At 64.3% G+C, this 19,275-nt stretch carries 19 protein-coding genes and 1 pseudogene; 8 read left to right on the top strand and 12 right to left on the bottom strand.

Translation table 11 applies throughout. The features are described 5' to 3' along the window. Positions 1 to 15: 15 nt before the first annotated feature. From P3C39_RS02665 to P3C39_RS02655, 3 genes are all read right to left on the bottom strand, one after another. A complete protein-coding gene (locus tag P3C39_RS02665) occupies positions 16 to 1,572 on the bottom strand; it encodes a serine hydrolase (protein ID WP_275952600.1) in 1,557 nt (518 codons plus the stop codon). Positions 1,573 to 1,713: 141 nt separating this feature from the next. Further along, positions 1,714 to 2,604, bottom strand: coding sequence for an NmrA family NAD(P)-binding protein (locus P3C39_RS02660; protein ID WP_275952599.1), 891 nt, complete (start codon positions 2,602 to 2,604; stop codon positions 1,714 to 1,716). Continuing rightward, positions 2,601 to 2,783 carry a DUF1127 domain-containing protein gene (locus P3C39_RS02655; protein WP_013530655.1) on the bottom strand — a complete coding sequence of 61 codons (183 nt, stop codon included), beginning with the start codon at positions 2,781 to 2,783 and terminating at the stop codon, positions 2,601 to 2,603. Before P3C39_RS02655 ends, P3C39_RS02660 begins: the two co-directional genes overlap by 4 nt. Positions 2,784 to 3,000: 217 nt before the next feature. On the opposite strand from P3C39_RS02655, the gene P3C39_RS02650 reads away from it, so the two are divergent. Then, positions 3,001 to 3,912, top strand: a complete 912-nt coding sequence (locus P3C39_RS02650) for a transcriptional regulator GcvA (RefSeq protein WP_013530654.1) — start codon at positions 3,001 to 3,003, stop codon at positions 3,910 to 3,912. 52 nt (positions 3,913 to 3,964) lie between these two features. Here the strand turns inward: P3C39_RS02650 and P3C39_RS02645 are convergent, their stop codons facing one another. Next, complete coding sequence (locus P3C39_RS02645; RefSeq protein WP_013530653.1) at positions 3,965 to 4,177, bottom strand: 4-oxalocrotonate tautomerase family protein; 213 nt, start codon at positions 4,175 to 4,177, stop codon at positions 3,965 to 3,967. A gap of 69 nt (positions 4,178 to 4,246) precedes the next feature. Further along, complete coding sequence (locus P3C39_RS02640; RefSeq protein WP_024501705.1) at positions 4,247 to 4,984, bottom strand: SDR family oxidoreductase; 738 nt, start codon at positions 4,982 to 4,984, stop codon at positions 4,247 to 4,249. A 103-nt stretch (positions 4,985 to 5,087) separates the two neighbouring features. On the opposite strand from P3C39_RS02640, the gene P3C39_RS02635 reads away from it, so the two are divergent. Next, complete coding sequence (locus P3C39_RS02635; protein ID WP_275952598.1) at positions 5,088 to 5,981, top strand: LysR family transcriptional regulator; 894 nt, start codon at positions 5,088 to 5,090, stop codon at positions 5,979 to 5,981. Positions 5,982 to 6,004: 23 nt separating this feature from the next. Here P3C39_RS02635 and P3C39_RS02630 read toward each other — a convergent pair whose 3' ends face one another. Further along, a complete protein-coding gene (locus P3C39_RS02630) occupies positions 6,005 to 7,231 on the bottom strand; it encodes a flavin-dependent oxidoreductase (protein ID WP_275952597.1) in 1,227 nt (408 codons plus the stop codon). A gap of 63 nt (positions 7,232 to 7,294) precedes the next feature. Then, positions 7,295 to 7,411, bottom strand: a pseudogene (locus tag P3C39_RS02625) (transcriptional regulator); the annotation flags it as partial. A gap of 72 nt (positions 7,412 to 7,483) precedes the next feature. On the opposite strand from P3C39_RS02625, the gene P3C39_RS02620 reads away from it, so the two are divergent. The 5 genes from P3C39_RS02620 to P3C39_RS02600 all read left to right on the top strand — a co-directional run bounded on the left by P3C39_RS02620 (position 7,484) and on the right by P3C39_RS02600 (position 12,534). Beyond that, entirely contained in the window at positions 7,484 to 8,509 is a 1,026-nt protein-coding gene (locus P3C39_RS02620) for a GlxA family transcriptional regulator (RefSeq protein ID WP_275952596.1), read from the top strand. Between the two features lie 183 nt (positions 8,510 to 8,692). Continuing rightward, positions 8,693 to 9,553, top strand: a complete 861-nt coding sequence (locus tag P3C39_RS02615) for a xanthine dehydrogenase family protein subunit M (RefSeq protein ID WP_027160812.1) — start codon at positions 8,693 to 8,695, stop codon at positions 9,551 to 9,553. Further along, positions 9,553 to 10,029, top strand: coding sequence for a (2Fe-2S)-binding protein (locus P3C39_RS02610; RefSeq protein WP_275952595.1), 477 nt, complete (start codon positions 9,553 to 9,555; stop codon positions 10,027 to 10,029). The genes P3C39_RS02615 and P3C39_RS02610 overlap by 1 nt, the downstream gene beginning before the upstream one ends. Position 10,030: 1 nt before the next feature. Further along, positions 10,031 to 12,301 carry a xanthine dehydrogenase family protein molybdopterin-binding subunit gene (locus P3C39_RS02605; RefSeq protein ID WP_013530646.1) on the top strand — a complete coding sequence of 757 codons (2,271 nt, stop codon included), beginning with the start codon at positions 10,031 to 10,033 and terminating at the stop codon, positions 12,299 to 12,301. Beyond that, entirely contained in the window at positions 12,289 to 12,534 is a 246-nt protein-coding gene (locus tag P3C39_RS02600) for a MoaD/ThiS family protein (RefSeq protein WP_013530645.1), read from the top strand. The genes P3C39_RS02605 and P3C39_RS02600 overlap by 13 nt, the downstream gene beginning before the upstream one ends. 306 nt (positions 12,535 to 12,840) lie before the next feature. On the opposite strand, the gene P3C39_RS02595 is transcribed toward P3C39_RS02600, so the two are convergent. The 4 genes from P3C39_RS02595 to P3C39_RS02580 form a co-directional block, all read right to left on the bottom strand. Then, positions 12,841 to 14,898 (bottom strand): TRAP transporter permease, encoded by a 2,058-nt coding sequence (locus P3C39_RS02595; protein WP_224674550.1) that lies wholly within the window; start codon positions 14,896 to 14,898, stop codon positions 12,841 to 12,843. 86 nt (positions 14,899 to 14,984) lie between these two features. Beyond that, complete coding sequence (locus tag P3C39_RS02590; protein ID WP_013530643.1) at positions 14,985 to 15,974, bottom strand: TAXI family TRAP transporter solute-binding subunit; 990 nt, start codon at positions 15,972 to 15,974, stop codon at positions 14,985 to 14,987. A 274-nt stretch (positions 15,975 to 16,248) separates the two neighbouring features. Beyond that, on the bottom strand, positions 16,249 to 16,395 hold the full coding sequence (locus P3C39_RS02585) for a hypothetical protein (protein ID WP_263499075.1): 147 nt from the start codon (positions 16,393 to 16,395) through the stop codon (positions 16,249 to 16,251). 32 nt (positions 16,396 to 16,427) lie between these two features. Next, entirely contained in the window at positions 16,428 to 16,784 is a 357-nt protein-coding gene (locus P3C39_RS02580) for a hypothetical protein (protein ID WP_024501714.1), read from the bottom strand. 257 nt (positions 16,785 to 17,041) lie between these two features. On the opposite strand from P3C39_RS02580, the gene P3C39_RS02575 reads away from it, so the two are divergent. Further along, complete coding sequence (locus P3C39_RS02575) at positions 17,042 to 17,482, top strand: hypothetical protein (protein WP_024501715.1); 441 nt, start codon at positions 17,042 to 17,044, stop codon at positions 17,480 to 17,482. A 3-nt stretch (positions 17,483 to 17,485) separates the two neighbouring features. On the opposite strand, the gene abc-f is transcribed toward P3C39_RS02575, so the two are convergent. Continuing rightward, the gene (gene abc-f / locus P3C39_RS02570; RefSeq protein ID WP_275952594.1) at positions 17,486 to 19,108 is read right to left on the bottom strand and encodes a ribosomal protection-like ABC-F family protein; all 1,623 of its coding nucleotides are present in this window, start codon (positions 19,106 to 19,108) and stop codon (positions 17,486 to 17,488) included. Positions 19,109 to 19,275 lie beyond the last annotated feature (167 nt).

Here is a 19,275-nt window from a genome sequence, read left to right as displayed (position 1 = left end):
CGGTCGATTTGGAAGTCAGTCCCCCACACGTTGCAGCGTGCCGAGATGATTGTCGTCGAGAAAACCTACAGTCATGGCCGACGCCTTGCCGTCAGCGCCGACCACGAAACTTACACCCGAGGGGCTGTCCGGCGTCTCCGCGTCGGGGAAGGTCAGGAAAAGATCACCGTCGAAATGCCTCAATGAATAGGACCGGCCGGCGGCCGGGCCTACCTTGAGTACAAGGTCGTCTCCCGCTTTCGACACAATCGCGTCGCCGATGAAGTCGTTGGCGTACCGGCCAGCATAGACACTGCCCGGCCCGGCTCGCCGTGACGGAGACGGCGGCGCGGCATAGGCGGCCTTGGCCGCCGCGACCGCCGGACCGAACAGGCCCGCATAGATATCATTCCACGCCTTGACCCAGTCCTTCTCGACCTTACCGTCGAAGACGAGATCGGCGAAGCTGTCGGACAATCCCTCCGGCAGGCCAGTCGGAAAGGCGTTGGCGACGATGACTATGCCCAACCTCTCCTTTGGGAAGACTGTCACCAGGGTACGCGCGCCGACGCTGAAAGCGCCGGCGTGGCCCCAGCTCAGGCCGTGTCGGCCGAATTCGACATTCCAGCCGAGGCCGTAGAACGATGCGCCGCCGGAGACGGGGTTGTTGCCGCGCGCTATCAGCGGAACATGCGTCTGGCTTAGCGCATCGGCGGCAATCAGTGTCTTGCCGGCATAAACGCCGTTGTGGAGGATGAGGCGCACCCATTGCGAGAGGTCACGTGCCGTAGAGCTGACGCCGCCGGCGGGCGCCTGCGCATCCGGATCGCGCTCTATCCTCGCTGCCCAGGCGCCATCGACCTTGACGTGAAGCGCGGCGCGGTTGGTTCGCTTGACGAAGTCCGAATGGCGGGAACTCGTGGAGGCCATGCCCAGCGGACGGTAGAGCTTCTCCTCGGCGACCTGCTCCCAGGGCTTTCCCGTCGGTGTCGCGGCTGCCACGGCACCCTCTGTCAATCCGAAATTGCTGTAAGAATACCCGGCCCGAAAGCTCGACGATGGCGGCACGAACCGCAGGCGATGCAGGATCTCGACGCGGTCGTAGCCAATGTCCTCGAGGTCGTCTCCGGCGGTGCCTGGAAGCCCGCTGCGATGCGAAAACAGGTCACGGACGGTGAGCTGGCTTGCCGGATAAGGATCGGCCAACCTGAAGGCCGGATCGAGATCGGCGATCTTCGAATCCCAGGACACGATCCTGTCGCTAACCAACGCCGCTACGACGGTGGCGGAAACCGGCTTGGAAAGGGAGGCGATCTGGAACACCGTGTCGGCGTCGACGGTCTCAGGCTTGCCGGCCTCGCGATGCCCAAAACCCTTGAGGAAGATCACCTCGTCATCGCGCACGACGCCGATGGCGAGCCCGGGCACGGCACCGTCTGCGACGGCGGCTTCGGCAAGCGCTTCGAGCTTCGACAGGGCAGCAGTGATGCGCTCGGGCGTGAGGGTATCGGCCGGCGCCGCGTGCGGCCAAAGCGCCATTGCGGCGATGAAGACCCAAACCCTCCACTGACAGAGATTCCGATTCAGCCGCATGCACAAGCCTCCTCCCAGGAATTCACATGACCATGATACAGGCCCGCACGGGTGAGGCCAGCCCTTCTCGGGCGGCTCACGCCGCGAGCCGGATTCATCGGCCGCGCCGACGACGTCAGCTTCAGCGCCGCGCTCCTGTTCCTACCGCCCAGTGGCGCCCGCCATCGCAACAAAGGCGCTCTCGATGGTCTCGAAAGCCAGCTCCGGATACAGCACTCCGGCTTCCGGCGTGGCCGTCTCGAGCGCGGTCTCGCCGCGTATCCAGAATGCCCGCAGCAGTCCGAGCCAGGGGGCTGACGCGATCATCGCCTCAAGCTCCGCCGCACTCTGAGGCACGATATGCGGCGAGCGGCCGCTCACCCGGCGCCACAGATCGATCATTTCGTTCTGGGTGATCTTGTTTCGGGCGATGCGGATCTCGCTGCGGATGGCATTGGGGTCGTTCAGCGCGCGCAAGGTGACGGCGGCGATGTCCTTCTCGCTGACGAACGTCGCCGGCACATTGCCGTCGCCATAAAGTGTCACCTCTTCGGGCGGCAAGGGCGACGAGCCGAAGCGCATCAGATCGCCCAGCGTCGCCACCCATGTCGAAAAGAAGCCATTGGTGTAGATCACCGTATAGGGCAGATCGGCCTCCTTGATCGCGTCGAACACTGCTCGCTTGAGGTCGAGTGGCGGGATCGAGCCCGGTGCGGCGGCGGCGAGGTCGAGGCCGAAGCCGGCGGAAGGCACATAGCGGGAAACGCCGGCATCGCTCAGCGCCCGCACCAGCGTCATCTCGCTGGCCGAATGCACATGCACCGAGCTGATGACGCGGTCCACCGCACCGGCGGCGCGGACAAGGCTGTCATAGTCGTCGAGATCGCCGACGTGGATTTTGGCGCCGAGCTCCTTCAGCGAACGCAGGCGCTCTTCATCGCCGGGTGTTGCCGGACGAACCAGAACGTGCAGGCGATCGCCATTGCGGGCGCTGGCCTTCGCCATCTCGCTGCCCAGCAGCCCCGTCGCGCCGATGATCAGGGTGCTGGTCATATCGACCTCCCGTTGCGCAGGATGGAGCCGTCCCAGTCGCGCTCGAATCCGATGTCGTGCAAGCGATGGTTCGAGAAACGTGAAACTTGGCGCAGCATGCGGCGGCGCTCGACGACTGCAGAGGCTCTGAGTGCAAGACCGCTCGTCGCGGCGCTGATGGATTCGAGAATCGGTTTCATGGTTCGTCTCCTGTGGTTCAGTAGGCGCAAGCGTGCCGACGCCGTCCGCAAGGGGACAAGCATGACGATTGCTCACACTGTTTCTGGTCGTTCAGCGCAGCGGCGAGGTGGGAAAGCCGATCAAGATCCGCTGCTACCCCTATAGATTGGACATTTCCGGGCTGGACGACAAACGACTCTTTGTGCATGATTTGTGAGCAACGATCACAGGTGGACCATGCCGCGCAGACTGCCGCCCCTCACTGCCTTGCCCGCCTTCGAGGCTGCCGCCAGGCATCTGAGCTTCTCCAAGGCTGCGGGTGAGCTCAACGTCACCCATGGCGCGGTCAGCCGCGCCATCCGCAACATCGAGGACAGACTGGGCATCCAACTTTTCGATCGGGGAACGAGGTCCGTGCGCCTGACGTCGGTCGGCGCGGCCTACGCATCGGAAGTCAGGACGGCGCTGGACCAGATCGCCGCCGCCACCATCGCCGCCACGCCCGACCGCACGGCAGGCATCCTGAATGTCAGCACATCGGACGGTTTTGCCGGCCGCTGGCTGGTGCCGAGGCTGCATCGCTTCCACCGCGCCAACGCCGACATCGACGTGCGGCTGTCGACCTCGGGCGTGCTTTCCGATTTCGTCAGCGACGGCATCGACATCGCCATCCGCTATGGCAAGGGCGGCTATACCGGGGTGACGGCGGAGTTTCTCGCTGATGAAGAGGTCTTCCCGGTCTGCAGCCCGGAACTGCTGCAAGGCGAACATCCGCTGCGCCAGCCCGGGGATCTCCGGCATCACAAGCTGATCCACGACGCCTTTCGCATCGACTGGGCAACATGGCTGCAACAGGCCGGCGTGGACGGCATCGATCCCAAGCGCGGCGTGCGCTTCGATTCCGCCACCTTCGCCGTCGAAGCCGCGGTGCATGGCGAAGGCGTCTTGCTCGGCCGAAGCGCGCTGGTCTCGGCCGACCTCGCTGCGGGGCGGCTGGTTCGTCCCTTCGATCTCGCGCTGAAATCCGCCTCGCGCTACTACGTCGTCTACCGTGACGGCGCGCTGCGCCAGAAAAAGATCAAGGCGTTCCGCGACTGGCTGTTTGCCGAAGTGGCCGCCGACTGGGTCGGTGCGACGAAGGATGGCTGATGCGGCAAAGGTTCAATTTGTGAAAGGCACCTCTTCGAGGTCTAGCCCTGCACTACTCCTTCGCGCGAAAAACTTCCGGCACGACGAACACTTCGTCGGCCCGGCCATAGCCTCCGTCGGCGACCTCCTCGACCAGCACCATCGTGTAGGGGCGTACGCCCTCACCGAAAAAGTCGACGAACATCGCGGTCGTTCGATGGATGAGGTCTTCCTTCTGCGCTTTGGAGAGGGCCGCTTGCGGTAGCTTGATGTTGGCGAATGGCATGATGTTTCCTTAGCTTTTCGAGTGTGGAAGTCAGGCAGTCAGGAGAGCCAAGCCGGCCTGGTTGCCGCCTCAGACCACGCCGCCATTGGCGCGGATGATTTGCCCGTTGACCCAGAAGCTGTCCGGACCGGCCAGGAACGAGACCAGCCCGGCAATGTCGTCGGGCTGGCCGAGCCGGCCGAGCGGGATCATCTTGCCGATGGCCTCGATCTGCGCCTCGCTCTTGCCGTCCGTGAACAGCGCGGTCTCGATCGGTCCGGGCGCCACCGCGTTGACGGTGACACGGCGCGCGCCAAGCTCCTTGGCCAGGATGTGGGTCATCGCCTCGACACCCGCCTTTGTGGCGGCGTAAACGCCGTAGCCCGACTGGTAGAGACCGACGACGCTGCTGGAAAAATTGATCATGCGGCCGCCGTCGCGAAGCCGGCGCGCACCTTCCCGCATGCCGCGAAACACGCCGCCGAGATTGATCGCGATCTGGGTGTCGAACGAAGCATCGTCGGTCTGCGCGATCGGCGAAATCTTCATGATGCCGGCATTGTTGACGAGGATGTCGATGCCGCCGAACGCCTTCTCGCCGGCGTCGAACAGCACGGCGATGCCGTTCGGATTGGCGATATCGGCCTGCACGGCGATCGCCCTGCCGCCGCCGGTCTCGATCGCGCGGACCAGTTCTTCGGCCTCCGCGCGGCCCCGTGCATAGTTGACGACAACGGCGACGCCGTCACGGGCGAGCCGCTGTGCGATGGCGGCGCCGATGCCTTTGGAGGCGCCGGTCACGATCGCGGTTCTGGTTTGATTTGTCATCGAAGTCTCTCCGCGTTGTTGGTGACACGGATATAGGCCAAGCCGAATTCCGGATAATCATCCACCCATTGACATCACTATTCGGGAACTGCGAACAAAGAGCATGGATCGGCTGGACACGATGCGGCTCTTTGTTCGCGTTCTGGAGCGGCGCAGCTTCACCGCTGCCGCGGCCGATCTCGGCCTGCCGCGCTCAACCGCGACGGAAGCCATCCGGCGGCTGGAGGAGCAACTCGGCGCGCGGCTGCTGGAACGAACGACGCGGCAGGTGAACGCCACCCAGGATGGTGAAGCCTACTATCGGCGCTGCCTGTCGATCCTGGCCGAGATCGAGGATGCCGAGGCCGCCTTCCGCAACGCCGAGCCTTTCGGCCTGCTGCGCATCGACGCCAGCACGCTGCTCACCCGCACATTCCTGTTGCCGCGCCTGCCGGAGTTTCTCGACCGCTATCCCCGCATCGACCTGCAGATCGGCCAGAGCGACCGGCTGGTCGATCTCGTGCGTGAAGGCGTGGACTGCGTGATCCGCGTCGGCGAGCCGCCCGACAGCGGCATGATCATGCGGCGGCTCGCGATGATCCGCGAGATCACCTGCGCCAGCCCCGCCTATCTCGAGCGCCACGGCACGCCCGCCTCCCCCGATGCGCTCGACGGTCACCAGGCGGTGGGCTTTGTCTCGTCGCGCACCGGAGAGACCCTTCCGTTCGAATTCACTGTCGCCGGCAATATCCGTGAGGTGCGGCTGCCCGGCCGCGTCACCGCCAACAATTCCGATACCGCCGCCGACCTGGCGCGGCTTGGCCTCGGCCTCATCCAGGCGCCGCGCTATCGTTTCGAGAAGGATCTTGCCGATGGGACGCTGGTCGAGGTGCTGGCTGATTATCCGCCATCGCCGACGCCGCTGTCGGCGCTCTACCCGCAGAACCGTCAGCTCTCGCCGCGCCTTCGCGTCTTCCTCGACTGGGCCTCGCGCATCTTCGCCGAGGCAAACCTGTAGGCTGCAAAACGCGCCACTCGCGATCAACTCGGCTTTGCAAACCCGGCCAGGGACGCATAGCCGCGTACCACGCTCTTGCGTTCTTCGCGCGAAGCGACGGCGTCGATGTCATCAAAACCATGCGGCGCCCGGGCCTCGACCATGTCTATGACCGCTTCCGGTCCGCCTTGCCGATTGGCGAGCACGATGGCCGATGTGGCCGGCCGCCGCTCCCCGTCATACCGTGTTAGCGCGGCTTCGACGGTCGGTCCTGCGGCCAGATGCATCGCAAGGCAACCAGCGTCGAGTATTGCCTGGCTGGCTCCGTTCGACCCCACCGGGTACATGGGATGCGCCGCATCGCCGAGCAGCGTCACCCGCCCGAACGACCATCGTGGCAGCGGGTCGCGGTCGCAGTTCGGATATTCGTAGAAGCCATCCGTTGCCTGGATGATCGAGGCAGGGTCGACAAAATCAAGCTGAAACCGGTCACGCACGAAGGGCAGCACATCGTCGATCACGCCCGGGCGGCTCCAGTCGCCGGGACGCAGCGGTGATGTGCCGCTATCGCCGGTATTGGCCATCACCGCCCAGTTCGTCAGCCTGGTCTCTTCGCGATCCGGCTCGATCGGATAGTAGACGAACTTGGCGAAATTGCCGCCGGCAACCGCCATGGTGCGTCCGTCGCGCCACACCGGCCATGGCGTGGCGCCGCGCCACAGCATCGTGCCGTTCCAGATCGGCGGCCCTTCTTCGGGATAGAGCACGGCCCTGACGGCGGAATGAATCCCGTCGGCGCCTATGAGCAGGTCGCCATGGGCCTCGCCGCGCGAGCCGTCATGCCGGCGGAAATGCGCCACGACCTCGCCCTCGTTCTGCTCGAAGGCATCGACACGGCTTGCCGTGCTGATGACGTCGCCGCCAAGCCTGTTCACCACGGCCCGGTGAATCAGCCCCAGCAGCCGGCCGCGATGAATGCTGATTTGCGGAACCTCATAGCCGGCATCGATGCCCCGCAATTCCTGCCATACGATCTGGCCGAAGCGGTTGGTGTAGACAAGCTCGCGTGTCCTCACCCCCTCCGCGTCGAGCGCCGGCATCAGCCCAAGCCCGGCCAGCGCCTTGACAGCGTGAGGCAGCATGTTGATGCCGACGCCAAGTTCGCGGATGTCGTCGGCCCGCTCGAAAAGTTCGACCTCGATGCCTGTCTCATGCAGGAACAGAGCAGTGGTGAGGCCGCCGATACCGGCCCCGGCGATCAATGCTTTCATCAGTCACTCCCTTGCCGTGAAAAGTCCCCCCGAGCCGGTCAGATGCCCGTCGACTTCGCGACGTCACGGCGATGCGCGTGGCCGGGGATATTCGAGTTGCATGGCGACGAAGTCTGCCGTGCGGGCACCATGGCGGGCAGCGATGGCACGCAGCGTTTCGTCCAGGACTTTTGCCGGTCTCCAGATGGCTTGACGACGAGGCTACCGGCGTTAGGTTTCGTCCGAAATGACATAAATCGGGCGAATACTGCCATGCGCAGGCACGTTGCCGTCGTCGTTCACCCCGGTTTCCAGCTTCTGGATGCGGCCGGGCCGACAACCGTCTTCGAGATTGCGGAGCGCTGCCGCCCGGACAGCTATGAGTTGGTTTTGCTGTCGCCCGGCGGCGGCGACGTTGAAAGCTCCTCTGGCCTGAAGCTTCTCACCAGACCTCTGCGCGACGGCCCTTTCGACACCGTCATCGTATCGGGCGGCGAAATCATCCGTTCCATCGAGGCGATGGAAGAGATCGTCGCCTGGTTGAGGCGGGTGCCGGCGCGGCGCACCACCAGCGTCTGCACCGGCGCGTACCTGCTGGCACGGGCGGGATTGCTCGACGGCCGCCGCGCCACCACGCACTGGGCCAGCAGTCACGACTTCCACCGCCGCTACCCGAAGGTCAGGCTGGATGCCGAGCGTATTTTCATCAGGGATGGCGACATCTGGACGTCGGCCGGCATCTCGGCCGGAATAGACCTGGCGCTTGCCCTCGTCGAAGATGACCTTGGCGCTGAAGTGGCGCGCCGCACCGCACAGCAGATCGTCATGCACCAGCGCCGGCCGGGCGGCCAGTCGCAATTCTCGGCCTTCGTCGAGCTGGGCGGGCGAACCGGCCGCTTCGCCGCGCTGATCGAGTGGGTGCGGGCAAACCTGGCCGAACCGCTGACCGTCGAATGCCTGGCCGATCACGCGGCCATGAGTCCCCGCAACTTCGCCCGCGCCTTCAAGTCCGAGACCGGCTTCACGCCGGCAAAGGCGGTAGAGCGCATGCGCCTCGAGACGGCCCGCACGGCGATCGAGACCAGCCATCTCCCGCTTGAGCGCATCGCCGAAGCCGCCGGTTTTGGCGATCCCGGACGCATGCGGCGCGCCTTCCTGCGTACCCTTGGCCAGCCGCCGCAGGCGTTTCGGGCGGCCGCCGAACACAGGGAGCTTCAGCCGGGGCGGCCAAGCAGCGGCTCTGCCGGCTTAAGGGCCGTTCCGGTCCAAAAGCGGACAAAAGCGAATGAGCGCACTTGATCCAGACCGAAGTTTCACGAAAATCGACCCAAAGCCGGTTGCTGCCATTCAGTGCGCCACTTTCGGCCTGTTGGACTGGATATTGCGGCGCCTGGCCTAATCGCCGCAGATGACGAACCGGATAGCCATTATGAGGAGACTGTTTATAACGGTCGCTGAAATCGCGATGACCAAGGGGAGACGATGCGCTACATACGTCCGCTTTCAATAGAAGATGCCGTTGGCCAGTTGGCCGGGTCGGCTGGTACGGCCGCCATCCTCGCGGGAGGCAGCGACCTCCTGGTCAGGATGAAGGGCGGCTTTGCCGAACCAGAGTTGATCGTCGACATCAAGGCGATCGATGGCTTGAGCGAGATCCGGGAGACGGCTGAAGGCTTCAGCATCGGCGCCGCGGTCCCTTGCGCCGTCCTGGGAGAGAACACCGCCCTCAAGAAGGCATGGCCTGGTGTCGTCGAGGCGGCCAAGCTGATCGGCTCCAAGCAGGTGCAGGGCCGCTGCACCATCGTGGGCAATCTCTGCAACGCCTCGCCGGCTGCCGACAGCGTGCCGGCGCTGGTTGCCGCCGGCGCCAAGGCAGTGGTCGTCGGGCCGGCGGGCCGGCGCACGATCCCCGTCCAGAGCGTGCCGACCGCGCCGGGCAAGACGTCGCTGGCCAAAGGCGAGATCATCGAGGCGATCCTGCTCGACAAGCGCGAGCCGCGGTCTGGCGATGCCTATCTGCGTTTCATTCCACGCACCGAGATGGACATCGCGGTGGTCAGCGCCGGGGTGAACCTGACGCTCGACGAGCACGGTGTCGTCAAATCGGCCCGCGTGGCGCTGGGCGCCGTGGCGGCGACGGTGCTTCTGGTTGAAGAGGCCGCGGAGGTGCTCGTCGGCTCCAGGCTGGACGAGGCGACGCTGGAGCGGCTCGCCAAGGTCTGTGCGGGCGCCTGCCGTCCCATCGACGACAAGCGCGGCACTATCGAATTCAGACGAAAAGTTGCGGGTGTGCTGGCCCAGCGGGCCGCCACATCAGCCTATGCACGTGCAGGAGGCAAATGATGGCTGGAATTGCAGTTTCAACGACAATCAACGGCGATGCTGTCGAGTATCTGTGCCAGCCCGACGAGACGCTGCTCGACGTCCTGCGCGATCGGCTGGGGCTGACGGGCGCCAAGGAAGGCTGCGGCACCGGCGACTGCGGCGCCTGCTCGATCATCCTCGACGACCGGTTGGTGTGCTCATGCCTGGTGCTCGGCGCCGAGGCTGAAGGCCGTCGCGTCGAGACCATCGAGGGCATGGCGCATGGCGATACGCTGCACCCGCTGCAGCAGAAATTCCTCGAGCACGCCGCATTGCAATGCGGCATCTGCACGCCGGGCTTCCTGATCGCGGCCAAGGACCTCCTGGCCAAGAACCCCAACCCGACCGAGGAGGAAATCCGCTTCGGCCTTGCCGGGAACCTCTGCCGCTGCACCGGCTACGACAAGATCGTGCGCGCCGTCCAGGATGCGGCCATCGTGATGAAGGGAGCCTGAGATGAATTTCGATCCACGTTTTTCCGGACGTAAATTCGCCTCCGTCGGCACACGTCCGATCCGTCCCGACGGCATCGACAAGGTGACGGGCCGCGCGCGCTACGGCGCCGACTTCAACATGGCCGGCCAGCTGGTCGGGCGCGTTCTGAGAAGCCCGCACGCCCACGCCAGGATCGTCAAGATCGACACGTCGAAAGCGGAAAAGCTCGCCGGCGTCAAGGCGGTGATCACCGCGGCCGACCTGCCCGACCTCACCGATGGCGATGCCGCCATGTACGACGTCCTCGACAATTGCATGGCGCGCACGAAAGCGCTCTATGACGGCCACGCGGTGGCCGCGGTCGCCGCGATCGACGCCCGCACCGCCAGGCAGGCGCTGAAGCTCATCGAGGTCGAGTACGAGCTTTTGCCGCACGTCACCGATGTCGACGAGGCGGCGAAGCACACGGCGCCCTTGATCAATGATGCCATCTTCACCGAGGGCCTTGAGGAAAAACCGGTAAAACCCTCCAACGTCACCAAGCGCAGCCAGTTTGGCCATGGCGATGTCCATCAGGGTTTCGGGCAGGCCGACTTCATCGTCGAGCGCTCCTTCAAGACCGAGCAGACGCACCAGGGCTATATCGAGCCGCATGCCTGCGTGGCGAATTTCAGTTCCGACGGCACCGCCGACCTTTGGGTGTGCACGCAGGGCCATTTCGTCTACCGCCAGCACTGCGCCCAGTTGCTTGGCATGGAAGCCTCGAAACTGCGCGTCACCTCCTCGGAGATCGGCGGCGGTTTTGGCGGCAAGACCCATGTCTGGGCCGAGCCGGTGGCGCTGGCGCTGTCGCGCAAGGCAGGACGGCCGGTGAAGCTGGTGATGACCCGCGACGAGGTGTTCCGCGCCTCGGGCCCGACCAGCGCCACCTCGATCGACGTCAAGATCGGCGCCCGCAAGGACGGCACGATCACCGCCGCCGAAGCGACGCTGCGCTACAGCTGCGGCCCGTATGCCGGCTCCTGGGCCGAGATCGGCGCCATGACCGCGTTCGCCTGCTACAAGCTCGATAACGTCAAGACGGTCGGCTACGAAGTGCTGGTCAACCGGCCGAAGACCGCGGCCTATCGCGCGCCTTCCGCACCCATGGCAGCCTTCGCGGTGGAAAGCGCCGTCGACGAGTTGGCCAAGAAGATCGGCATGGACCCGGTCGACTTCCGGATCAAAAACGCCGCGCAGGAAGGCACACGGTCCTCCTACGGTCCGGTCTACGGCCCGATCGGCATCGGCCCGACGCTCGAGGCGGTGAAGAGCCATCCGCACATGAAGGCGCCGCTGGGCAAGAACCAGGGCCGCGGCATGGCTTGCGGCTTCTGGTTCAACTTCGGCGGCCAGACCTGCACCGACCTCAACATCGGCATGGACGGCTCGGTCTCGCTTGCCGTCGGCACAGTCGACGTCGGTGGTTCGCGCGCGTCGCTGTCGCTGGTGGCGGCGGAGGAACTGGGCATCGACTATTCTCAGGTCAAGGCGATCGTCGCCGACACGTCCAGCCTCGGCTACAACGACATGACGGACGGCAGCCGCGGCACCTTCTCCTCTTCCATGGCGACGATCTCGGCCGCCCGCAATGCGATTCTGATCCTGCGCGAGCGCGCCGCGCAGATGTGGGACATTGCCGTCGACGACGTGGTCTGGGAAAAGGGCCACGCGATCGCCAAGGGCGAGAAGCACGGCAATCTCGGCAAGCTGTCGCTGAAGGAGATCGCGGTCGAGTCGGGCAAGACCGGCGGGCCGATCGCCGGCCACAGCGAGCTCGTCGCCGATGGCGCCGGCGTCTCCTTCGCCACCCATATCTGCGATATCGAGGTCGATCCCGATACCGGCGCCGCCAGGGTCATCCGCTACACGGTCGTGCAGGACGCCGGCAAGGCGGTGCACCCGACCTATGTCGAGGGACAGTACCAGGGCGGTGCCGCGCAAGGCATCGGCTGGGCGCTCAACGAGGAGTATATCTACGGCAAGGACGGGCGGCTGCAGAACGCCGGCTTCCTCGACTACCGCATCCCGGTCTGTTCGGACCTGCCGATGATCGACACCCAGATCCTCGAAATCCCCAACCCCAATCATCCCTACGGGGTGCGCGGTGTCGGCGAGACGTCGATCGTGCCGCCGCTGGCGGCGATCGCCAATGCGGTGTCGAACGCCGCGGGCGTGCGCATGACGCACATCCCGATGTCGCCGCCGCGCATCCTGGCGGCGATCGAGGCGGAACGGGAATGGTCGAAGTAACGCTCTGGGGCTCGCTCGCCGCGACCGCCGGAGGCAACAGCAAGGTCGAGATCGAGGCCAAGGACATAAGGGAGCTGTTCAGGAAGCTGGCTGAACAGTATCCCGGCCTCGAGCCCTTGATCGACAAGGGCATCGCGGTTGCCATCGACGGGACGATCTATCGCGATACGTGGTCGAAGAAGCTGCCGCAGGGGGCGGAGATTTTTTTGCTGCCGCGGCTGGCGGGGGGATAGGCGGACACATGGCAGGGTAAAAGGTGCACTGTCACCGTAATTCCCGTAATTCTAAGAAGGCCAAAAACCGCTGTTGGATTCGACCGGGAGGAGGGTCTGATTTGCGCCCCATGCCGGTCATCGCCACGGCTCATCGCCTCTTCTCACGAGCGGACATCTTCGCGACTAGGCTGAAGCTCGCTCGGCGCCGAGAACCCGCAGCGGAATGTCATGGACTCGATGGTCGGCCCTCTCATCTTTCCGTCCGCCCACCGCATATGCGCGACGTCGAAAACCCCGAGAAGGATTGCGTTGGAGCGGCGCTGATCAGACTGGTTGCGCCTCTTCAGTGTGGCGTGCGTTCCAATGGCGCAGCAGGACCGGGACCAAAAGCGCCACGCCGAGTAGCGAGGAATAGAGTTCGGGTGCCACCAGAAGCAGGGCGGCGAACACGAGCAGCACGTTTTCCCATGGGCGTGTGCGCACCAGAAGATAGCGCGATAGCGCGGCGCCCAGGCAGGTGATGCCCAGCACGCAGCCGAAAAAGGCGAGGAAGAAGTTCGGCCAGGTGAAATCCTTCGTCACCAGCAGCAGGGACGGTGAGAAGACGAACACGAAAGGAACCAGTGCCTTACCCATCCCCAGCCGGAAGGCGGTGTTGCCGGTCTTGAACGGGTCCGCCCCCGCCATGCCAGCGGCGGCGTACGCCGCCAGCGCCACCGGTGGTGTGATGTCCGCCAGCAGTCCGTAGTAGAACACGAAGAAGTGAGCGACGATCGGCTCGGTGCCGAGCATGACAAGCGCCGGCGCCGCGATCGTCACCATAATGATGTAGTTCGCGGTCGTCGGGATGCCGCAGCCCATCAGGATGCAGACGACGCCAGTCATGATCAAGGTGAACAATAGGGTCAGGCCCTGGGCCGAGAAGATCGCCTCGGGGATGAAGGTGCCGAAGAGAAGGGAAAGGTGTCCGGCCGTCGATGTGACGATGTAGGACAGCTTGAAGCCCACTCCGGTCAGGGTGACGACGCCCACGACGATGCCGACGGTTGCGGCAGCGGCTCCGACTGCGAGCGCATATTTGGCGCCGTCGCGCAGACACGTCACGATGTCGGCGACCGACATGCGCCGGCGCGGATTGAGCAAGCCGACGAGAATACACAAGGTGATGCCCCAGAAGGCGGCCATGTAAGGCGTGTAGCCCGAGAGCAGCACGCCGATGAGAACGACGAGCGGGATGATCGTCGGCCAGTCCCGCTTCAGCGCCTCGACGACATCGGGCATCTCGTCCGGCCTGAGCCCCCTGAGGCCGGTTCGCTTGGCCTCGAAATGCACCTGCATGAACACGCCAAAGAAGTGCATGAAGGCGGGCACGATGGCGGCAAGGATGATGGTCGTGTAGGGCAGTTCGAGAAATTCGATCATCAGGAAGGCCGCTGCGCCCATGATCGGCGGCGTCACCTGACCGCCGGTCGAGGACGCCGCTTCCACCGCTGCGGCGAAATGTTTCTTGTAGCCGAGCTTGATCATCGCCGGGATGGTCAGGGAGCCGACGGTAACGGTGTTGGCGACCGACGAGCCGGAAATCATGCCGAACAGCGCCGAGCCGAAGATCGACACCTTGGCGGGACCGCCGGCGTAGCGGCCGGCGACCCACGCCGCGCAGTCGAGGAAGAGCTGGCCGAGGCCAATGCGGGTGGCGAAGACGCCGAACAGCACGAAGTGGAAGACGTAGGTGGCGACGACGCCGAGCGCGATGCCGTAGATGCCCTGCGTCGTCAGATAAAGGTGATCGACAAGCTGGGAGACGGACGCGCCGGGGTGCACCAGAATGCTCGGCATGTACCGCCCCAACAGCGCGTAGGCCATGAAGACGACGGCGATGATGGGCAGCGGGATGCCGACGGAGCGGCGCGTCGCCTCCAGCAGAAGCAGGATGAGGATAAGGCCGAACACCACGTCGAGCGCCGTGGGATTGCCGACGCGGAAGGCAAGGTCGTCGAGCGGGATCATAGGCACGTGCATGACGACGACGACCGCAGCGATCGCCAGCAGCCAGTCGAAAAGGGGTATGCCGAGCGGCCGCAGGAGGCTGGACCGCGCGGGCTGGTCGTAGCTTTTCTTCACCAGCGGGAAGACGAGGAAGATCAGCGCCAGCACCATCGACAGGTGGATGCCCCGGTGCAGCATTTCCTGCAGCAGGCCGAAACCGGCGGTGTAGTAGTGAAACAGTGACAGCGCCACCAGGAGGAAGCCGACCAGCCAGCCCGCGACACGGGTCAGTGGCCGGAAGCGGATTTCGGAGTCGAATTTCTCCTCCAGTTCGCGAGCGTTCTCCTCATCGAACTCCATTGCGGAAAGCTTGATCTTGTCGTCATCGCTCATGGCCGGTTCCGTGTCCTGAATTTCCAGACAAAAGAGGCGGAAAGCATCCCTTCCGCCTCGTTGTTGTCAGCCGGTCCAAATGGCTCTTATTTCAGGGTGCCGACTTCCTTGTAGAATTTCTCTGCGCCGGGATGAAACGGAATGCCAGCGCTGGTAACCGCGTTCTGGAGCGTGATCAGCTTGCCCTTGGCGTGGCCTGCCTGCAGGGCCTTTTGGGTTTCGTCGCTGTAAAGCGACTTGACGATCTTGTAGACGAGGTCGTCGGTCTGCTTGGCGCTGGTCACCCATTGAGCGGCGACGGAAATGGTCTTGGTTTCGCCGACATTTTTGTAGGTGCCTTCCGGCACGGTATCGGTGGAGAAGAACTTCTGCTCGGACAGCAGCTTGTCGGCCTCGGGGCCGGTGATCGGCACCAGCGTGATGTTGTTGGTGGTGGCAAGCTCAACGATTGCGCCGGTCGGATAACCACCGACGAAGAAATAAGCGTCCATGGCGCCATCCTGCAGCCGCTCTCCGGCCGGGCCAGGCTTGAGATATTCGGGCTGCACGTCCTTTTCAGCCAGACCGTAAGCGCCAAGCACAAGTCGCGCATCGACGATGGTGCCGGAGCCCGGCTCGTCAAGAGAGACGCGTTTGCCCTTGAGATCCGCCACCGACTTAATGCCGGCGTCGGCACGCGCGACCAAATGGATCGTCTCGGGATAAAGCGTCGCGATGAGGCGCAGGTCGTCAATCTTGGGCTTGCCCTCATAGAGGCCGGTGCCCGAATGCGCCCAGTAGGCGACGTCGGATTGCGTGAAGCCCGATTCGGACGCGCCCGACTGGATGGCGCTGATGTTGGCCACCGAACCGTTGGAGGACGTGGCGGTGGCGACCAAGCCTTCGACGCCGGCCGCCCCGGTTGCCGAGATGGCGTTGGCGATCAGGCCGCCCACCGGATAGTAGGTGCCGGACGTTCCGCCCGTGCCGATGCGGAAAAACGCCTGCTGCGCGCGTGCCGGCGAAAATCCGGCCGCAGCCAAAGCCAGAGCGCCCGCGCCTATGGAAAAGGTGCGGCGGTTGATCGAAATAGTCATGCTACCTCCCAGTCTAAAAACCGGCAGGATGTTGCAGCGGCCAAGGTGTTGTCAACCTGTACACGCTTTTTGAGAGCGGATCGGTCCTCGCGGGCTGGCCGTGGCGCATCCTCAATAGGTGCAAATTTTGAAGAAGCACCAAAATTCGATCTGAGCCTTTATCATTGGTTGAACGGCAGTAGTTCGCATCCTTGCGCCAAAAAGCTGCCTGTCTGAATTCGGCCCAAACGCAGCCATTCACCTCAACCCGCCCCTATCTCTCCCTCCACAACCCTCAAATAAGCCGTCGCCTTGCCCCCTCCGGCATCTGCAGGATGGTCAAGAGCGTCGTCAGCACAGTCAGGATCAGGGCGCCGAGGATGGTGCCGGTGTAGACACCGCGGCCCCCGAAGATCGAGGTGCCGCCAATGACGGCGGCCACCCCGGCGCCTTCCGCCCGGAAGGCGCGGCAGTCTATGGATACTTGGTCGGCGGTACGGCAGGGTTCAAATCGCCCTGCAGTTCCTTCGGCAGCGGCAGGCTTGAGCATTGCAGGTGCACTTCGCGGGCGAACAGCTTTCGTTGCTTCTGCTCATGCTCCTTGATGGCTGCTACGAGCCCCATCGAGTATGGACCAAGCAGGACGCCGAAACCCCATCCCGGATGCTCTTTCTCGCGAGCCTCGTAATCCGAAGCCGCCCTGCGGGCCTGCTGGCATGCCGGGGAGGCCCATTTCTGGTCCTGCTGCGAAAGCGACGCCTCATAGTCGACCGGGGAGGTCGCGCACCCAGCCACTGCCGCAGTCAATGCGAGGCAGATTGCGTTTCTCATCCGAAGCCTCTCCTAAGCCTTGTGAAGGGCCTGCATAGACCTGTTCATCCCACAAGGCGATAGCTGCGGTCAGGTGCCCTCCCCACCCTCCGCAACCCGCCGCCCTCTCCCCGGCCTTCCCGCAGCCGGATTCGAACGATGCCTGGAACCAAATCACGGGGCCTGGAACCAAACCACGGGCGAGACTGTTCAGTTGTAACTTTGATCCCACGCTGACATCCCGGCCGGCAAAGCGGCGACATTGAGGAGTTCTCACCATGAAGATTTCATCCGGATTTCGTTCCATCGCGGTTGCCGCCATCGCCACCGCAAGCATCGGCTTTGCCAGCGCCGCGCATGCCGACAGCGGCACCATCCGCTTCGCCGTCTACAAGGCGGCCTTCTTCGTCGGTGGCTCCGGAGGCGAAGGAACGCTGACCTTCCATGGCCGCCGCTATCCCATCTCGGTCGGCGGCGTCTCGGGCGGTCTCGCCTTCGGCGTTTCCAAGACCTATTTCCGAGGTACCGTGCGCCACATCAAACGTGCGCGGGATGTGACCGGGGTCTATGGTGCGGCGGGCGGTGGCGGCGCGCTTGGCAAAGGGGCTCAGGTGATCGTCATGACCAATGACAAGGGCGCCCAGCTCGAATTGACAGGCAGGCAGGTCGGCCTGCAGGTCAACGCCGACCTCAGTGGCATGAGCATCTCGCTGCGGTAAGGGCTAGCTCCTCAGGCCCGGCGCTTCCTGCCCGGTGCGCTCGACATATTCCGTATAGCCGCCGCCATAGGTGTGGATGCCTTCGGGCGTCAGTTCCAGCACGCGGTTGGAAAGCGCCGCCAGAAAATGCCGGTCGTGCGAGACGAACAGCATGGTGCCCTCGTACTGCGACAGCGCCGTGATCAGCATCTCCTTGGTGGCGATGTCGAGATGGTTGGTCGGCTCGTCCAGCACCAAAAGGTTGGGCGGGTCGAACAGCATCAGCGCCATCACCAGCCGCGCCTTCTCGCCGCCTGACAGCACACGGCATTTCTTCTCGATCTCGTCGCCGGAAAAGCCGAAGCAGCCTGCGAGTGCCCTGAGCGGCGCCTGGCCGGCCTGGGGGAACGCGTCTTCCAGTGTCTGGAACACAGTGCGCTCGCCTTCCAGCACCTCCATGGCGTGCTGGGCGAAATATCCCATCTTGACACTTGGGCCCCGCGCGACCGTGCCGGTATCGGGCTCGGAAGCGCCGGCGACCAGCTTCAGAAGCGTCGACTTGCCGGCGCCGTTGACGCCCATGATGCACCAGCGCTCGCGGCGGCGGACCTGGAAATCGAGCCCCTCATAGATGCTGCGGCTGCCATAGCCCTTGTGGACGTTCTTCAGCGTCACGACATCCTCACCGCAGCGCGGCGCCGGCAGGAAATCGAAGGACACGGTCTGGCGGCGCTTCGGCGGCTCGACGCGGTCGATCTTGTCCAGCTTCTTCACCCGGCTCTGCACCTGCGCGGCATGCGAGGCGCGCGCCTTGAAGCGCTCGATGAAGGCGATCTCCTTGGCCAGCATCGCCTGCTGGCGCTCGAACTGAGCCTGCTGCTGCTTGTCGGCGATCGCCCGCTGCTGCTGGTAGAATTCGTAGTTTCCGGAATAGGCGGTCAGCGAACCGGCGTCGATCTCGACCACCTTGTTGACGATGCGATTCATGAACTCGCGGTCGTGCGAGCTCATCAACAGCGCGCCGTCATAGTTCTTCAGGAAGGATTCCAGCCAGATCAGGCTCTCCAGGTCGAGATGGTTCGACGGCTCGTCGAGCAGCATGGCGTCGGGCCGCATCAACAGGATGCGGGCCAGCGCCACGCGCATCTTCCAGCCGCCGGACAGCTTTCCGACATCGCCGTCCATCATCTCCTGCGAAAAGCCGAGACCGTCCAGCACTTCGCGGGCGCGGCCATCCAGCGCATAACCGTCGAGTTCCTCGAAGCGGTGCTGCGCCTCGCCGTATTTTTCGATGATCTCGTCCATCTGGTCGGCCTGCTCGGGATCGGCCATGGCCGCCTCGAGCGCTGCCATCTCGGCCGCGACTTCGCTGACCGGCCCGGCGCCGTTCATCACTTCGGCGACAGCGCTGTGGCCTTCCATGTCGCCGACATCCTGGCTGAAATAGCCAATGGTGACGCCGCGATCGACCTGCACCTGGCCTTCGTCTGGCTGCTCCTGGCCGGTGATCATGCGAAACAGCGTCGTCTTGCCGGCGCCGTTCGGCCCGACGAGGCCGACCTTCTCGCCCTTCTGCAGGGACGCCGACGCTTCGACGAAGACAAGCTGACGGCCGTTCTGCTTGCTGATGCTTTCAAGTCTGATCATGCGGTGTCCGGGGAATTTTGCTTGCGTGAAACGATTTGCCCGGCGCCTTACGCGAAGGATAGCCGCAAAGGAAGAGGCGCAAGCGCCGCACTCCGCCGATCTCCCCCCTCGTGGGGGAGATTGGCAGCTTCACCGCCAGACACACTCCAGAAACAAGATTCAACATC

The organism is Mesorhizobium sp. XAP4, assembly GCF_029269325.1.
Taxonomy (GTDB): domain Bacteria; phylum Pseudomonadota; class Alphaproteobacteria; order Rhizobiales; family Rhizobiaceae; genus Mesorhizobium; species Mesorhizobium ciceri.
This window is presented reverse-complemented; position numbering and strand designations above follow the sequence as displayed.